Here is a 13,014-nt window from a genome sequence, read left to right on the forward strand (position 1 = left end):
GCCAGCCGTGCGAAAGACTGAACCGTGAACCGATCCTTAAAAATTGCCATTGCTATCTTTGTCGGCCTATTGGCCTGGTTCGTGATCCGGAGTGTTATTCGGGGCGACATCAGCACGCAGCATGAAGATGTCCGGCTGGAAGCCAGCGAGGTCGCGCCCGAAGCGGTCACTTTCACGGTTTCGGCACAAACTCACGGCATCCGCCTCAAGGCCAAGGGCCTGACGGCCCCCGATAAATCGGTGACGGTAAAAGCTGGAACCGCGGGCAACGTAACCTCGACGCCCGTGCGCGAAGGTACGCGCGTCTCACGGGGCACGCTGCTCTGCGGACTGGATGTTGAAGCCCGCGCCGCCCGTCTGGAAGAGGCTGAAGCTCGCCGCGACGCTGCACGGATCGATTTCGAGGCGGCAAGAACATTGGCCGAAAAAGGCCTGGCCCCCGCCAATAATGAAGCCTCCGCGAAGGCAGCTCTCGACGCTGCAGAAGCCTCGGTGAACGCCGCGCGGGTGGAACTTTCCAAGACACAGATTCGGGCCCCGTTCGACGGAATCTTTGAAAACCGCTTGGCCGAAGCTGGTGATTATCTTTCGCCCGGTCAGCCTTGCGGCACCATGGTCGACATGGACCCAGTTATTGTCGCGGTCGAAGTGGCCGAGGCCAATGCCGGCCAACTGACGACCGGCATGACCGGCACCGCCCGCCTGCCCAGCGGCAAGACCTATCCGGCCACGCTGCGTTATGTCTCACGCACGGCCGACGCGGGCACGCGCACCTTCCTGATCGAGGGTGAACTCGACACAGGCGACGATCCGGTCGCCGCGGGTGTCACGGCAGAACTCTTTATTCCAATGGGCGAGGTGCCAGCGACGCTGATCTCTCCCGGCCTTCTGACATTGTCGGACGCTGGCGAACTCGGCGTACGCTACGTCGACGACCAGAACACGGTACAGTTCGCGCCCATCAAAGTGATTGATGAGACGCCTGAGGGCGCGTGGGTCACAGGCCTGCCCGCTACGGTCAGACTGATCTCTATTGGCCAGGACTACCTGGCTGAAGGGGTCGAAGTGAAACCTGTTCCCCAAGGCGGTGCCCAGCCATGACCCAGATCGTCGAGGGTGCCATCGGCCGCGCGCGGATGGTATTGTCCATCCTGATCTGCGCCATCATTGCCGGTACGGCGACGTATATCGGATTGCCCAAGGAAGCGGATCCGGACATTCCAATTCCTTTTGTTGGCATCACGGTGCCGCTGGCTGGCGTGACGCCGGAAGATGCCGAGCGTCTTCTGGTCAAACCCATCGAACAGGAAATCCAGTCTCTTGAGGGCCTGAAAACCTTTATCGGCATCGGCGCAGAGGGCGCTGGCCAACTGGTTCTGGAATTCGAAATCGAAACCGATGTCGATCAGGCAGTGTTGGACGTGAAGGACAAGGTCGATCTGGCCAAACGGTTCTTCCCGGCTGATGCCCGCGAGCCCATCATCACCGAAGTGAATGCTTCACAATTCCCGATCATGGTCGTGAACCTGTTCGGCCAGGCGCCTGAGCGCGGACTGAACCAGATTGCCGAGACCCTGCAGGACATGCTGGAGCGCAATCCGGGCGTGCTGGAAGCCAACATTATTGGCCAGCGCGAAGACGTGCTCGAAATTGTGGTCGATCCCGTCAAACTTGAAACTTACAATCTGTCCTATCAGGACATCTACGCCGTCGTGACCGCGAACAACCAGCTCGTCCCGGCTGGCCAGATCGACACCGGCGAAGGCAGCTTTGCCGTCAAGGTGCCCGGCCTGATCCGATCCGCCCAGGATGCGCTCAACCTGCCGGTCAAACGCTCTGACAATGCCACGGTGACCCTGTCGGACGTGGCCGAAATCCGCCGCACTTACAAGGACGCAACCGGCTACGCGACGTTCAACGGCCAACCCTCCCTGCAATTGCAGATCGTCAAACGCTCCGGTGCCAACATTCTCGACACGGCGAATTTCGTGCGCGACACCGTCGCGGCCCAGCAGGAAAGCTGGCACAACACGGTCGATGTCCGCATCACATCAGACGCCTCGGAACTGATTGGGGATCAGCTGGGACAACTCCAGAACTCGATCATCACCGCTGTCATGCTGGTGATGATAATCTGTGTGGCCGCACTTGGTTGGCGCTCCGCGCTGCTGGTGGGTATCTCCATCCCCGCCTCCTTCGTGATGGCGTTCCTGCTTCTTGGGGCATTTGGTTACACGATCAACATGATGGTCATGTTCGGCATGGTCATCGCGGTGGGTATTCTGGTCGATGGCGCCATTGTCGTAACCGAATATGCCGACCGAAAAATGGCCGAGGGCCTCAACCGGAAAGAGGCTTACGGCATGGCCGGCAAGCGGATGTTCTGGCCAGTGGTTGCATCGACCGCGACAACCCTTGCGGCTTTCATCCCATTCCTGTTCTGGAACTCGATGCCTGGCAAGTTCATGGCCTATCTGCCGATTACGCTGATTTTCGTTTTGTCGGCGTCGCTGGTCATGGCGCTGATCTTCCTGCCGGTGCTCGGTTCGGTGATCGGCGCACGGCCTGATGGTACCGATGAGAGTCTGGCGGCATTGGCGGCAGACGCCGATCCGTCGGAGGCTACCGGCTGGCTTGGCGGATATGTTCGCCTGCTGAAAGCGCTGCTGGCGCACCCTTTGGCTGTGACGGGCGTCGCCATTGCCGGGGTCATGATGATCTTTGTCTGGTTTGGCTCGACACCGCACAAGACCGAACTCTTTCTGGATGTCGAACCTGAACAAGCCTTCGTGTTCGTTCAGGCTCAGGGCAGCCTCTCCACCGCAGAACAGCTTTCTCTTGTCAAACGGGCCGAAGTGGCAATTACCGGCATGGACGGCGTTGAAGACATCTCGACCGAAGCCGGCGCCTCCGGTGGCGCGATCTTTTCGCCGGACGGATCGTCCAGCAAGCCGACCGACACGGTTGGGCAGCTATTGGTCGACTTGGCCACGGCCGATGGCGTGCACAATGGCCGCCGCACACTCGCGAACATCCGCACCCGGCTGGCTGAAATTCCTGGCCTTCGCTTCGAAATCGCCGCCCGCGAACAAGGCCCACCCTCGGGCAAGGACATTCAGATCGCTCTACTCTCCGAGGATGCCGCCTCCCTCAATTCCACTGCGCGCATGATCCGCGACTACCTCGATTCCCGACCTGACCTGCGCGAAGTTGAAGACACGCGCCCTCTGCCCGGTATCGAATACCAACTCGAAGTCGACCGTGCCGAAGCTGGCAAGTATGGACTCGATATCAGCCAGGTCGGCGCAGCCGTACAGCTAATCACCAATGGCGTGCTCGTCGGTCGCTATCGGCCGGACGATGCCAATGACGAAGTCGACATCCGCGTCCGCTTCCCACAGGCAGACCGCAGCGCCAGCGCAATTGACGATCTTCGTATCGCCACGCCGCGCGGCAATGTTCCGCTGTCTTTGTTTGTCGAGCGCGTGCCCGCCCCGCGGGTCAGCCAGATTACGCGCCGTGATGGAGCCCGGGTCGTGGATGTCCGCGCCAATGCCGTGGAACAGGGTGCAGGCGCTGCGATCGTCGAAGAGGTCAAGGCCTGGGTTGCCGAACAGGATATTCCCGGCACGGTGGAGGTACGCTTTGAAGGCGCGGACGAAGATAGCGCCGATGCGGCAGCCTTCTTCCAGGGGGCCCTGCTCGCCATGCTGTTCATGATGGCCATCATCCTGCTGTGGGAGTTCAACAATTTCTGGCAGGTCTTCCTGACCCTGACGGCCGTAATCATATCCACTGCCGGTGTGCTCGTTGGTATCCAGCTCGTCCTGCCTTACGTTTCCCAGTTGATGATCGGTACGGGCATTGTCGCGCTCGCCGGGATCGTGGTGAATAACAATATCGTCCTCATCGACACGTATAACCGTCTGCTCAGCGATGGCCGCACGCCGGAAGAAGCCGCCGTCGCGACAGCCGCCCAGCGTATTCGTCCGATCCTGCTGACGACCGGCACGACGATCTGTGGCCTGTTGCCGATGATCATTCAGATGAATGTGAACTTCTTCGAAGGCTCGATCAATTTTGGGGGTGCCAGCTCCGAATGGTGGGTCCAACTGGCAACGGCCGTGGTATTTGGCCTTGGCTTTTCTACAATCATGATCTTGCTGGTGACGCCTGTCTGGCTACTTGCACCACACCGTATTCGCCGTTGGGCCGGCCGCCTGAAGGATCGGGTCCGGGGCGAACAGGCAGCCGCCCACAGTATATCTGAACAGACCACGGCCAACGAGAACGAACCGTCTGACCGGTCCCTGCCCGCCGCTGAATAGGAATCCAGATGAGCCTCAGATGAACGCGCCATTCGGTTTGCGTTCGCGTGGTTCATGCGAGAACAGGTCCTGCAGCACCGGGTCAGCCTTCGCCCTTTCGGGCAAGCGCCTCCACCCATCGCGCTTCATGAGGCCGGCCGGACTCCCTCCCCCCTGACCAGGCCCCCGGTGCTGCATATCCTTTCTCGCGAAACAGGTCAGCCGACCAGAGGCCCGCCCGGCGCAAGCGCTGTCTGCTTGGATTTTTCCGCTTCAGCCCGAAACCTCTGGGGATGGGCCATGTTGGGGAAGTTGATGTGGGTTTCACCACGCCCATGAACCGACAGTTTTCCGAAGCCGAATATCCGCCCCAAGATGCCTTGGTTGAGGGAACTGCCTTCTATGGAATCGAGCGTGATCTCCTCGACATTGGCTGACCAGAGCCCGGTTTTTTTCACAACCCGGCGATCTGTCACCACAAATTCGGTCGTGTTCAGCCGGATCATCTGGGCGATAAAATAGAAAATCCCGAAGATGATGATGCCAAAGACAATCAGCATCGCCCATGCCTTGGCATATTCGAGCCAATGGAACTGGCCGCGATAGCGCAGGACCTCGCCCTCATAGAGCCGCTTCTCAAGATAACCGGCCATGATCGCCTCACCGCTTTGCCTTACCCATCCAATTCGGAATGGAACGCGCGGTCAACCATCAAACGGGTTGCACGAATGTGGCGATCACTTTCTTCCGTCCGGACTTTTCGAAATCCACGGTCAGCTTGTTGCCTTCCGTATGAGCCACCCGGCCATAGCCGAACTTGTCATGGAAGATACGTGTGCCGACCTTGAAAGTTGCCGGTCCGCCTGAAGTGGCCGACAGGGTCGTATTGTCTCGCGGCGGACGCGTGTCGAACCGGCCCGCATTTTCCTTCAGGCGCTGCCAGCCCGGGCTCTTGTAATTCGAACGTTCGCCAAGGTCTTCGACCGATCCGCTAAATCCACTTTCGCCACCGGGCATGCCGGAAAAGCCGGTCTCTGAAATCGCCTCGACATGATCATGCGGCAACTCATCAACAAAGCGGCTCGGCAGTACGCTCTGCCAGCGGCCATAGATCTGGCGGTTCGCCACAAAGGAAATATAGGCGTGCTGACGCGCGCGCGTGATGCCGACATAGGCCAGCCGACGCTCTTCCTCGAGCCCCTTCATGCCGCTTTCATCCAGGCTGCGGCGGGATGGGAAGACTTCCTCTTCCCAGCCGGGCAAGAAGACGACGGGCCATTCCAGCCCTTTGGCGCCGTGCAAGGTCAGGATCTGCACCTGGTCTTCCCCGGCCCCGCCGGTCGAAGCGTCCATGACCAGTTCGATATGTTCCAGGAAGCCGGCCAGTGAGTCGAACTCGCTCATCGCGCGGACCAGTTCCTTCAGGTTGTCGAGCCGTGTCTGCGCCTGCGGGCTGCGATCCTTCTGAAGCATGTCGGTATAGCCGGACTCTTCGAGAATAGTTTCGGCAAGTTCCGTATGCGGCATGCCATTGGCCAATTTGTCTCGCCAGAGATTGATCTGGTCGATGAACTGGTTCAGCCCGCGCTTCGCGCCGCCCTTGATCTCGTCAGTCTGCAGCACCATTGGCGTCAGCACGAACAGGCTGCGGCCATCCTCGCGCGCATAGGATTGCAGCTTGGCGAGCGATGTATTTCCCACGCCGCGCTTCGGCTGGTTCACGACCCGTTCGAACGCAAGATCATCATCCGGCGACCGTACAAGCCGCAAATAGGCCAGCGCATCGCGTATCTCGGCGCGCTCGAAGAAGCGCGGGCCCCCGATCACGCGGTACGGTATGCCCAGCATGATGAAGCGTTCCTCGAAGGCCCGCATCTGCCACGAGGCGCGCACCAGAACGGCGCAATCCTCATGGCTGCCACCCTTCGACACCCAGCTCTCGATATCGTCCGCAATCAGGCGGCTCTCGGCCTCGCCATCCCACAGGCCGCGTACCTTCACCTTGGAGGCGTCAATATCATCAATCGCATTGTCGTCGCCGACATAGAGCGTTTTGCCGAGACGGCTCTTGTTGTGACTGATCACCGAGGAAGCAGCGGCAAGGATATGCTTGGTCGAGCGGTAGTTCTTTTCCAGCCGGATCACATGCGCGCCGGGGAAATCCTTCTCGAAACGGAGGATGTTGTCGACTTCCGCCCCGCGCCAGCCATAGATTGACTGATCATCATCACCGACACAGCATATATTCTGCGAGCCCTGCGCCAGAAGGCGCAGCCAGAGATACTGCGCAACGTTCGTATCCTGATATTCGTCGACCAGAACATAACGGAACTTGTCGTGATATTCCTTCAACAAATCAGGGTTTTTCTGGAAGATCGTGATGTTGTGGATCAGCAAATCGCCGAAGTCGCACGCATTCAGCACTTTCAGCCGCGCCTGATAAATCTGGTAACAGGTGATGCCCTTGCCGTCAGCGAACTGGTGGGCCTCTTCCGGCGGCACCTTGTCCGGCGTCAGCGCCCGGTTCTTCCAGCCATCAATCAGGCTGGCGAGATAGCGCGGCGTCCAGCGTTTCGGATCAATGTTCTCGGCCTGAATGATCTGTTTGCACAGGCGCACCTGATCATCGGTGTCGATGATGGTGAAAGTCGATTTAAGCCCTGCCAGTTCGGCATGTTTGCGAAGAATCTGCGCGCTGATCGAGTGGAACGTGCCAAGCCAGCGCAGGCCCTCGCCCGCCTCGCCCAGCATGTTCAGCGCCCGCTCGCGCATTTCCCGGGCGGCCTTGTTGGTGAAGGTCACGGTCAGCGTCTGCGACGGCCAGGCCAGCCGCGTGCCGATGATGTGTGCGAGACGCGTGGTCAGCACGCGCGTTTTGCCCGTGCCGGCACCGGCAAGCACCAGCAGAGGGCCTTCGGTCGTCAGCACGGCCTCGCGCTGCTCCGGGTTCAGGCCGTCCAGATACTCCGCCTCGCTCTTGGCAGCGGGCGGTTTGGCGGCGGCCATTTGGGAAATGGACAGGCGATTCGGATTAGAACTCATAGCGAACATATAGCACCGAATGCCCCGTTGGGCAGGGTTTGCGGCACACACGAATATTGTGAATATGCCAGTGCCATGTCATGCTCCCAAAAATTGAATTTGGAACCCTTGAGGATGAAGAAGCCCGTCTTTCTGATAGCCGCTGCCATCGTGTCTTCTCTATTGCCCGCACAGGCAGATGCGCCGTCCAATCCTACTGCATGCAACCCCGTGGTCGGTGATGGAACTGCCAAAGCAACCATGTGGCTCGAAGAACGCGTGGCTGCACTGCAGGAGCTGGAGAATCCTACTGAACAGGATGCGGACCTGTTGAAGGAGTTCCAGGCCAGCTTGCTCGGCATAAAGGACAGGCAGATGTCCGGGCAAGACAATGACGAGGCCCGATGCACGCCTGCCAAATCCTTCGACAATAGCGACAAGACCACTTGATCTGATCGTTTAGCGGCAGAAAAGCCGGGCAGTATGTGCACGCACAAGGTTCGGCTCGTATCTGCCGAAGATGTCGACTCTGAAGTCAGGGCATGGCTGGCCGAGTCCTACAGCACCGCCTGACCCGAACTGACCACAAAAAAACCCTGCAGGGACGCGTCAGGTGTGCGGGACGCGGCCTTGCAGGGTCGAGCGAGATGCTGGTGTGAAGGCATCTCACTTTGGTACGGGCTTGGCCCGCGTCAGAAGGGGGAATAGATCATCCGAACAAGACGGCTATCGCGCAGGTGGCGTCGAAGCGCGGACAAAGTGCGTGTGATGTACGGGTCCCCCACACGCCTTCATCGTCAAATTGTATCGGGATGGCCTAAACTGTCCCCACCATCCAACTGGACCTTGGCGGAATAGCCACCTTCGGCCCAGCTGAATTAACCAAAACCATTCCTGACGATCGGATGCAAGTCTAAATCGACCTAAGATAGCGTTGCCAAACTCGCTGCATCATAATCGTTCAACTCATCAAGGCGACCTTCATGCACCTTGCGGGCCCATGCCGGATCCTGAAGCAGCGCGCGCCCAACCGCAACAAGGTCAAACTCACCGCGCGACAAGCGCTCTTCGAGGTCATCGAGCGACCGTGTCCCCGAACCCTCACCCTGGAAAGCCTTGATGAAATCGCCTGACAGGCCAACCGACCCGACGGTAATGGTGGGCAGGCCAGTCAGCTTCTTGGCCCAACCTGCACCGTTCAGACCGTTCTCGCCATCGACCTCAGGGAATTCGGGTTCCCAGTAGCGGCGCTGGGACGCGTGCAATACGTCCACGCCGCCATCGACGAACACTTTCAGGAAAGCTTCGAGGTCTTCCGGCGTCGTAGCCAGGCGCGCATCATATTGCTGTTGTTTCCACTGCGAGTAGCGCAGGATGATCGGGAAATCCGGAGAGACACGCTTGCGAATTTCCTTCAGGATATCAGAGGCAAAGCTGGCGCGGTCGACCAGCGATGTGCCGCCGAACTTGTCATCGCGCTTGTTCATGACATCCCAGAAGAACTGGTCGATCAGGTAGCCATGCGCGCCATGCACTTCGACACAGTCAAAACCGAGCTTTTCCGCTTCAGCGGCGGCGTCAGCATATGCGAGCACCATGTCGTCGACTTCAGCTGATGTCGGTGCCTCAATCACAGCTTTACCGGTATGCGTCATGCCCGAAGGGCTGTCGGTCGGCGCGTCCGGATTCGGACCACTGCCTTCCTTGCGCACCATGCCCATATGCCAGATCTGGGGCGCGATCTTGCCACCCTTGGCGTGGACCTTCTCAACCACATTTTTCCAACCAGCCAGGGAGTCCGGCTCATGGAAGTTCGGAACGTTCGGGTCGTTCGATGCCCCACCACGGCGGATTGTGGTGCCTTCGGTCAGGATCAGGCCAACCTCGTTTTCGGCGCGACGCGCATAATAGTCTGCAACATCATTGCCCGGCACGCCGTTCGGCGACTTCGACCGCGTCATCGGGGCCATCACGATGCGGTTAGGCAAGTCGAGGGATTTCATCTTGAAGGGGGTGAACAGTGAACTTGTCATTTAGAGCTCCATCAATGTTGCGAGACAGGTGGCGGCACCCTCCCCCAAGGTCAAGATTTTCCCCTACGCAAAGACAGCCATTGCATGGTTCAGTGTCTGTTCAGTATCTCTCAACGCTACTGACTTGAAACTGTTGAAGGCTCTCCACATGAGACACGCCCTGTTATTCTTCCTGCCCGCTTTGGCCGCTGCCTGTGCCACGCCCGGATATGACTATGAGGCGCGCATGGCGCCTGGCTTTCCTCAGGCCGCAGAATATCGCGATGTCGCCGTGGGCCAGTTCCGCGGGCCAGCCGGGAATGTCGCAGAAGCCGAGTTCGCCGACATGATCGAACAGGTCACGCTGGATGGATCCTACTGGTTCACCTTGCCGTCCGGCGATCCGGCCGGAATTTATGAGGGCCGGGTCGACATAGAGTCCTGGGATGCCGAAACGCGCTTTGAACGCGAGAAGCGATGCGTTGAATATGACGGCCTGTTCGATTGCGAACACCGCGCCATCGTTGAAACGGAATGTCGCGAAGAAACCGTCGAAGTCGTTGTCACCGCCAATCTGGTGGACTATCGCACCAACCGGCTGGTCTTCAGCCAGCAACAGCTGGGCGGGGCAAATCGGGAAACATGCGTCGACGTGGCCGAATACGAAGATCGCGGCCATGACCTCGGCGTTTGGCGCGATCCTCACCAGTCCAGCTACGATCCCTACAATGCCCCGATTGGCATGGTGCGGGATGCGACCGTGGAAGCCGTTCGCCGGTTCCGCAATGATATCGCGCCTTACTACCAGACCATGCGCGCCGAAATCATGACGGACGGCCTGACCCCAGAAGCCCAGAACGACCCTCGCTTCGCCGCTGCCGTGAAGGCCACCAAGAATGGCAATTTCATGGGGGCCTGCGCACAGTGGGACGAATTGGGACGCGAATGGACCCACGCCCCTGCCATTCTTCATAATCTGGGTGCATGTGCGGAGGCGCGCGGCGATATGGCCACAGCCCAGTTGCGTTATGCCCGCGCCGCCGAATTGGCCCAGTCAATCCCCCTGCTCGAAGACAAACAGGCCAAGCCGATCTTCAGCGCACTGGAGCGCGTTTCAGGCCGCCGCATGGATGACGCCCTGATCAATTCGATCCTGTATCCGGAAGAACCGGCTAGCTGAACGGAAGACTAAAAACCAAGCAGCGTGCGGATCGGAATACCGGCTTCAGCCGCGTCAGCCACGATGCCCCAAGTGATCCCGGCCGCAAATGCGATACCGGCCACCACGAATTTTCCCAGAATGCGACCCATTGGCGTGTCCTCCCGCTTTGAAACAAAGTCAGAAGGGACACTGCAAGTCAGAGGCCGGTTGGTAAGACCTGATTAACCATGGTCTTCGGGATCATCGTCCCGGCGATGGGCTTCGGTCTCCCGGCGCGCTTTGTCCGCGCGCGCTTGCTCCAGGGATCGATCGGACTTGGTGCGTCCGAATTTCGCGCGGTTTTCCTTGGCCAACTTGTCTTTCTCGGCCTTGGCTTTCGCTTTTCGAAACTTGTTGAGATTGATCGGTTCCGCCATCAGTCCTTCCTCTCGAAACGCGCCAGCCGCGCCTCCAGGCCCTCTTTCACGCCGGGCCATTCGCGGGCGAGGATCGAGAACACCACAGTGGTGCGGACAAAACCATCCGGCAGGACGCGATTATCGCGCAGGACGCCTTCCTGCACGCCGCCCAGCTTGGTCACTGCTGCACGAGACCGGGCATTGCGTTCATCCACATTGAAACAGACGCGGATTGCTCCCTGACCAAAGGCATGGCCGAGCAGCAAATGCTTGCAAGCGGGATTTGTCGCGCCACCCTGAAATTCAGGCGCATAAATCGTCATGCCGATCTCGACATTCTTCGACACTGCATCCGGGTTGAGATAGGCGCTCATCCCAGCGAAGCGACCCTCCGGCGTCAGGACGGCAAATGGCACCAGTGTGCCAGCCTCTGCGCGTTTCCGGATCGCTTTTACCCAAACCGAAATCCAGTCACCCGGCGGATTGAAATACGGCCACGTCGCCAGCCGCTGGCCGGACCGCTCAGCCATGTCCCGTAACGCTTCGGCATGCGCGTCAATGTCAAACGGCACGAGCCGTACGAAACGGTTCTCCAGCGTGACGGGCGCAATCTGCAAACCGGCAAATCCCTTAATCGCCGGAATGCGTCTCGCGCCACTGTTCCATGGCCAGCGAGATGGCGAAGGTTTCGCGATATTTCGGGCTGGAGGCCGGGCGCGGGGCTTTGGCGGCCGTCATCGCCATGATCTCGGCCAGCTTGTTGTGGGCCGCGCCGGACTGGCCTGCGCCGATATAGGCGTGCAGCTCGACCAGCGCCGAAGATAGCGGATCATGCGCTCGGATCACGAAGTACGGCTCGTCCTCGGCCAGCTTGTCCAGGATATCGAACTGGGACGGGTTGGATTTGGATCCGACGGGAGCGTTTGCCATGGAGACGGCCTTTCTTGGCGGGAAGTGATTCTGTGTCGCGCAGTCTAGTCTTCACCGCGCCAATCGCCAGCCCTCACTGCACCGCCGCCTGCCGGCGATACGCGCTCGGCGTCAGACCTGTCATCGCCTTGAATGACCTGTTGAATGGGCCGAGCGAGCCAAATCCGCAATCCATCGCGATGGACAGGATAGGCTGACCCTCAAGATCAGGACGGGCAAGCCTGCGCTTCGCCTCGGCTATGCGGTAGGAATTGATCATCTGGTTGAAATTGGCGAAGCCAAGGTCGGATACGATGCATTGGCTGATCTTGTATTCCGGTTCGCGCAAACGTTCGGCTACATCGGCGACTTTTATCTGGGGTTCCAGAAACACGTGATCAGTCTCGATCAGACGCTCTAGTCGCAAGGCAAGCGCCGGATGTCCTGCCGCTGACTTTGGCCGCTTGGTCTGCGCAAGAGGATTTTGCCTTCGATAGAGCACTGCCGCGCTTGCACCGACCAATGCGAGCGTGGCGGCGACAATCCTGAACTCTTCCTGCCAAACATCGAGTCCGCGCTGGTCGTTCATGAGGGAAACAAAGACGATCGCGGCATAACCACCCGCAAAGCATAAGCGGAACCGTCGCTCCGCAGATGAGGCCTTCAAGCCATCAATGGCCTCCACGAAAGTCATGAGCAGCATGGCTGACCCAATCAGCCCCTTCATGCTGGCCACCATTCCGACCAGTCTGCCCGCATGCCCTTCCGGGACCACATAACTGATCAGGCAGGTCAAATAGAGCGTCACGACCACGACGAGCGGCCAGGCTTTTCGCTCGGTTTCCTGCCGGAACAATTCGCGCGACAAAAGCCAGGCCATACCGCAAGGCACGAAACCGATGAGCACCAGCACAACACCGAGCTGGGGGACAATGCCGCCGACAAAATACTCGGCAATGAAAGCACATACCGAAAGCGCAAACGCCGCCCAATACAGTGTAAGCGGAGCAACTGGACCAAATGGCAGGCCGTGCCTGAACATGCCATCGTTCTCAATGCGTATTTGGGCGATCTTCATAAGCATCTCTTCCAGTTGGCCAGCAACGGGGACAAGCTTAGAAGCTTACCGGAGCAATATCGACGGTTTTCTGCGGAAATCCTCGCCGATTTCCAAATCGGCAAGACGATGTCGGCGATCCTGACCA

The 13,014-nt window shown here is 59.2% G+C and carries 13 protein-coding genes; 5 read left to right on the top strand and 8 right to left on the bottom strand.

Translation table 11 applies throughout. The features are described from left to right. Positions 1-24: 24 nt before the first annotated feature. Both B3527_RS10490 and B3527_RS10495 read left to right on the top strand, forming a co-directional pair. Positions 25-1,101, top strand: coding sequence for an efflux RND transporter periplasmic adaptor subunit (locus B3527_RS10490; RefSeq protein ID WP_290479836.1), 1,077 nt, complete (start codon positions 25-27; stop codon positions 1,099-1,101). Beyond that, positions 1,098-4,328, top strand: a complete 3,231-nt coding sequence (locus B3527_RS10495) for an efflux RND transporter permease subunit (RefSeq protein ID WP_290479837.1) — start codon at positions 1,098-1,100, stop codon at positions 4,326-4,328. The genes B3527_RS10490 and B3527_RS10495 overlap by 4 nt, the downstream gene beginning before the upstream one ends. Positions 4,329-4,525: 197 nt before the next feature. On the opposite strand, the gene B3527_RS10500 is transcribed toward B3527_RS10495, so the two are convergent. Together B3527_RS10500 and B3527_RS10505 are read right to left on the bottom strand one after the other, a co-directional pair. Then, entirely contained in the window at positions 4,526-4,960 is a 435-nt protein-coding gene (locus tag B3527_RS10500) for a PH domain-containing protein (RefSeq protein ID WP_206991179.1), read from the bottom strand. Between the two features lie 58 nt (positions 4,961-5,018). Continuing rightward, positions 5,019-7,358 (bottom strand): ATP-dependent helicase, encoded by a 2,340-nt coding sequence (locus B3527_RS10505; RefSeq protein ID WP_349677859.1) that lies wholly within the window; start codon positions 7,356-7,358, stop codon positions 5,019-5,021. 105 nt (positions 7,359-7,463) lie between these two features. Between B3527_RS10505 and B3527_RS10510 the strand changes: the two genes are divergently transcribed. After that, a complete protein-coding gene (locus B3527_RS10510) occupies positions 7,464-7,778 on the top strand; it encodes a hypothetical protein (protein WP_290479839.1) in 315 nt (104 codons plus the stop codon). A 33-nt stretch (positions 7,779-7,811) separates the two neighbouring features. Beyond that, positions 7,812-7,901 (top strand): hypothetical protein, encoded by a 90-nt coding sequence (locus B3527_RS16930; protein WP_371822957.1) that lies wholly within the window; start codon positions 7,812-7,814, stop codon positions 7,899-7,901. A gap of 350 nt (positions 7,902-8,251) precedes the next feature. Here B3527_RS16930 and B3527_RS10515 read toward each other — a convergent pair whose 3' ends face one another. Continuing rightward, a complete protein-coding gene (locus B3527_RS10515) occupies positions 8,252-9,361 on the bottom strand; it encodes an NADH:flavin oxidoreductase (RefSeq protein WP_034810833.1) in 1,110 nt (369 codons plus the stop codon). A 148-nt stretch (positions 9,362-9,509) separates the two neighbouring features. On the opposite strand from B3527_RS10515, the gene B3527_RS10520 reads away from it, so the two are divergent. Continuing rightward, positions 9,510-10,520 carry a hypothetical protein gene (locus tag B3527_RS10520; protein ID WP_206991183.1) on the top strand — a complete coding sequence of 337 codons (1,011 nt, stop codon included), beginning with the start codon at positions 9,510-9,512 and terminating at the stop codon, positions 10,518-10,520. 8 nt (positions 10,521-10,528) lie between these two features. On the opposite strand, the gene B3527_RS10525 is transcribed toward B3527_RS10520, so the two are convergent. The 5 genes from B3527_RS10525 to B3527_RS10545 all read right to left on the bottom strand — a co-directional run bounded on the left by B3527_RS10525 (position 10,529) and on the right by B3527_RS10545 (position 12,887). Continuing rightward, entirely contained in the window at positions 10,529-10,651 is a 123-nt protein-coding gene (locus B3527_RS10525; protein WP_256434933.1) for a hypothetical protein, read from the bottom strand. Positions 10,652-10,723: 72 nt separating this feature from the next. Further along, entirely contained in the window at positions 10,724-10,918 is a 195-nt protein-coding gene (locus B3527_RS10530; protein ID WP_206991184.1) for a DUF4169 family protein, read from the bottom strand. After that, positions 10,918-11,517, bottom strand: a complete 600-nt coding sequence (locus B3527_RS10535; protein ID WP_206991185.1) for a GNAT family N-acetyltransferase — start codon at positions 11,515-11,517, stop codon at positions 10,918-10,920. Before B3527_RS10535 ends, B3527_RS10530 begins: the two co-directional genes overlap by 1 nt. A gap of 13 nt (positions 11,518-11,530) precedes the next feature. Next, positions 11,531-11,830, bottom strand: coding sequence for an aspartate decarboxylase (locus tag B3527_RS10540; RefSeq protein ID WP_206991186.1), 300 nt, complete (start codon positions 11,828-11,830; stop codon positions 11,531-11,533). 73 nt (positions 11,831-11,903) lie between these two features. Beyond that, complete coding sequence (locus B3527_RS10545; RefSeq protein ID WP_290481939.1) at positions 11,904-12,887, bottom strand: helix-turn-helix domain-containing protein; 984 nt, start codon at positions 12,885-12,887, stop codon at positions 11,904-11,906. Between the last annotated feature and the right edge of the window lie 127 nt (positions 12,888-13,014).

The organism is Hyphomonas sp. UBA4505, from assembly GCF_002388685.1.
In the GTDB taxonomy this organism is placed as follows: Bacteria; Pseudomonadota; Alphaproteobacteria; order Caulobacterales; family Hyphomonadaceae; genus Hyphomonas.

Coding starts and splice junctions, on each gene's coding strand:
- B3527_RS16930 (WP_371822957.1), top strand. CDS start 7,812: ATGTGCACGCACAAGGTTCGGCTCGTATCTGCCGAAGATGTCGACTCT.
- B3527_RS10515 (WP_034810833.1), bottom strand. CDS start 9,361: ATGACAAGTTCACTGTTCACCCCCTTCAAGATGAAATCCCTCGACTTG.
- B3527_RS10495 (WP_290479837.1), top strand. CDS start 1,098: ATGACCCAGATCGTCGAGGGTGCCATCGGCCGCGCGCGGATGGTATTG.
- B3527_RS10525 (WP_256434933.1), bottom strand. CDS start 10,651: ATGGGTCGCATTCTGGGAAAATTCGTGGTGGCCGGTATCGCATTTGCG.
- B3527_RS10530 (WP_206991184.1), bottom strand. CDS start 10,918: ATGGCGGAACCGATCAATCTCAACAAGTTTCGAAAAGCGAAAGCCAAG.
- B3527_RS10540 (WP_206991186.1), bottom strand. CDS start 11,830: ATGGCAAACGCTCCCGTCGGATCCAAATCCAACCCGTCCCAGTTCGAT.
- B3527_RS10520 (WP_206991183.1), top strand. CDS start 9,510: ATGAGACACGCCCTGTTATTCTTCCTGCCCGCTTTGGCCGCTGCCTGT.
- B3527_RS10545 (WP_290481939.1), bottom strand. CDS start 12,887: ATGAAGATCGCCCAAATACGCATTGAGAACGATGGCATGTTCAGGCAC.
- B3527_RS10505 (WP_349677859.1), bottom strand. CDS start 7,358: ATGTTCGCTATGAGTTCTAATCCGAATCGCCTGTCCATTTCCCAAATG.
- B3527_RS10510 (WP_290479839.1), top strand. CDS start 7,464: ATGAAGAAGCCCGTCTTTCTGATAGCCGCTGCCATCGTGTCTTCTCTA.
- B3527_RS10500 (WP_206991179.1), bottom strand. CDS start 4,960: ATGGCCGGTTATCTTGAGAAGCGGCTCTATGAGGGCGAGGTCCTGCGC.